At 24.1% G+C, this 2,519-nt stretch carries 4 protein-coding genes and 1 pseudogene; 1 reads left to right on the top strand and 4 read right to left on the bottom strand.

All coding sequences use genetic code 11. From position 1 onward, the window contains the following. Nucleotides 1-402: 402 nt before the first annotated feature. Nucleotides 403-555 (top strand): annotated as a pseudogene (locus LRB30_RS05645) (DUF764 family protein); the annotation flags it as partial. A 117-nt stretch (nt 556-672) separates the two neighbouring features. Here the strand turns inward: LRB30_RS05645 and bdr are convergent. The 4 genes from bdr to LRB30_RS05665 form a co-directional block, all read right to left on the bottom strand. Continuing rightward, nucleotides 673-1,071, bottom strand: a complete 399-nt coding sequence (bdr, locus tag LRB30_RS05650; RefSeq protein WP_231020128.1) for a Bdr family repetitive protein — start codon at nt 1,069-1,071, stop codon at nt 673-675. Nucleotides 1,072-1,082: 11 nt separating this feature from the next. After that, nucleotides 1,083-1,604, bottom strand: coding sequence for a chromosome replication/partitioning protein (locus tag LRB30_RS05655; protein WP_231014691.1), 522 nt, complete (start codon nt 1,602-1,604; stop codon nt 1,083-1,085). A 39-nt stretch (nt 1,605-1,643) separates the two neighbouring features. Then, entirely contained in the window at nt 1,644-2,393 is a 750-nt protein-coding gene (locus LRB30_RS05660) for a ParA family protein (protein ID WP_231014692.1), read from the bottom strand. Further along, on the bottom strand, nt 2,369-2,519 hold a 151-nt coding region (locus LRB30_RS05665), incomplete at its 5' end, for a DUF226 domain-containing protein (protein WP_231014693.1). The genes LRB30_RS05660 and LRB30_RS05665, both read right to left, overlap by 25 nt.

The following is a 2,519-nucleotide window of genomic DNA, read 5'->3' on the forward strand; positions in this document are numbered from 1 at the left end:
AACCCTTGATTATGAAAAATTTTTTATTTGATGATATTCCTTATCTTAAAGTTGCAAGACAAGAGCATGAAGTTTTTGTAAATTTTATTATTGAGTTTTTTATTTCTATTTTAGTTATTATAGCCAACATTTATTTGAGTTTTTAATTGCATATAATTGTATCAAGAATGAAATAAAAAATTTTTTTAGATATCTAATAATTTTAATAATCACTGCGTGTATTCAATTAATTATCACCTAATATTAGTTGCTAAATATAGACATAAATAACAAGCTTTCGTCTTCCCTTTACCAAATAATACTTAATTTTGTTGATTTTTATACATGGTTGCTGCAAATTATTTTTATAGATTATTCGTTTGTGAACTGCTATTTCTATAATCTTTGATTTAGAAATAGCAGTTCACAAATTATGCAACTAAAAATGATTTTGAATGTGAGGTGATAAATACCTATAATCATCCGTGTCTTTCAAAGATTAATACTACTGGTCCCAATATAATAGCATTGAAATTTGATGGTACACAGAATCTGTTTGATCATAATTCCAGAAATTGAGAATTTTATCATAATGTTTTGGAGTTTAATTTTAATTTTCAAGTATAAAAATTCAAATAAGTTCTACTTTAAAAGTATATACTAACTTATTACTTTATAAAATTTTAATCGTTCTTAATTTAAAAAATACTTATTGAATATAGAATAGATAATTGGAGCAAGCGTTATTCCCATTATTAAAATTACTTGTATTGTTCTATTACTTGCAGTAAGTTCGTTTTTTAAAATATCTATTTTATTATCTAGATTAGATATATCCTTTTGCAAGGTTTTTTCTATACTATCTATTTTAGAATTAAGTTCGTTTTTTACGCTATCTATTTTAGTATCTAAACTGGATATATCTTTTCTCAAATTCTTTTCTAAATCGATTATTTTCTCTTTCAAAAATTCAAAATTGAAATTATTCTTATGAAGAAAAACAAAATCTATTGCCTCCTCACTAAACCCTATGTTTAAAAATTCATTTTTTATACTTTCTATGTTATATGTTCTGTACGCTAAATTAGTCATAAAATTTCTTACTATCCTTTTAGTTGTTTATATTCCTTCATAATTTTTTTAATCATTTCTTTTTCATTATTAAATAATTTGTCTAAAAGATACCCAGTAAATTTCGCATTACTTTTATAAAAGTCGTAACTTTCTTGACTCTTAAGTTGAAATCTTAAGGGTTTTATTGGATTTTGTTTATATTTTTTTAAAACATTTGGCGATTTTCTTAAGAACTCAAGAGTTTTTGTAACACCATTTTCTATTACATAAGCTTCTTCTAAAATGCCATCTTTAATTGCATTTGCTATTTTTAAATAGTCATATGCTTGACTCCTTGCTAAATGATAATCTTTGATAAAATCTTCAAATGTTCTGTATCCATCTAATTTATAATATTCGTTATCTTTTATTTCTTTTAATATCTTGATAACTTCTATCTTATAATAAATTTCTTGTTGAAAACTAGATTTTAATCTTTGCTTTAGCTTCTTATAATGTTCTTCGGCTTCATTTAGCACTTCTAGGTTTCTTTTGTTCAATATTATCTCCATATATGGACTCCTTTCATTTAAAATGGCAATCATGTCCAGTTAACTGGACATGATTATTGTTATAAATTTACTTAATATATTTTTGTACTCTAGCATATAATCTCTATTTAAATTAAATAGATCATTTTTTGCTATCTTTTTATTCAAATCTTCTCTTTCATAAATTAACCCCAAAAAATTTTTATTGTCTTTAAGCGAACCAAACAAAGCTTTATGGGTATTGTTTTTTTTAAATCTGGTTATTATTAAAAAAATTGGAATATCAATGGCTAAATCACTAATTGAGAACTTTAAAAGTTCTAAACTTTCAACAGCCCATTTCTCTGCTGTTATTGGAACTATTATATAATCACTACATACTAAAGCATTGGTTAGTGTATAATCTAGGCTGGGATTTGTATCAATTATTATGTAATCATAATTGGATTGTAAATTTAATAGCTGTTTTTGAAGTTTAATTTCCTTAAATGTTATAGCCTCTTTATTAAATTTGTGCAAACTTATATAACTAGGTATCAAGTCTAAATTATTACTAATATTTATAACTGAATTATCAATTAATGCATTTCCCTTCAAAACTTCATATATATTTTTTTCCAATAAATTAAAATCATCTTCTATTATTTTTTTGTAAAAATAACTAGTTACTGATGCCTGTGTATCCATATCAATTAAAAGCACTCTCCAATCTTGAGACAATAGAGTTGCAAATATAATTGCACTTGTGCTTTTGCCAACGCCGCCCTTAATTGACGCTATTGTTATTATTTTAGGTTTTTTATTATCCATTTTATTAACGGTCCTTGTTCCGGGTATTTTTTCCCATAAAATTTATATACTTGTTGTTCTAAATCCGTAAACATACTAAATAAAACTTTGTTGTAATTATTGTTTGTTCTTTTTTTATCTAATAAT

It is taken from the genome of Borreliella americana (assembly GCF_021043605.1).
In the GTDB taxonomy this organism is placed as follows: Bacteria; Spirochaetota; Spirochaetia; order Borreliales; family Borreliaceae; genus Borreliella; species Borreliella americana.

What these genes read in the sequence shown, in the direction of transcription:
- bdr (WP_231020128.1), bottom strand. Translation starts at nt 1,071, where the DNA reads ATGACTAATTTAGCGTACAGAACATATAACATAGAAAGTATAAAAAAT.
- LRB30_RS05655 (WP_231014691.1), bottom strand. Translation starts at nt 1,604, where the DNA reads ATGGAGATAATATTGAACAAAAGAAACCTAGAAGTGCTAAATGAAGCC.
- LRB30_RS05660 (WP_231014692.1), bottom strand. Translation starts at nt 2,393, where the DNA reads ATGGATAATAAAAAACCTAAAATAATAACAATAGCGTCAATTAAGGGC.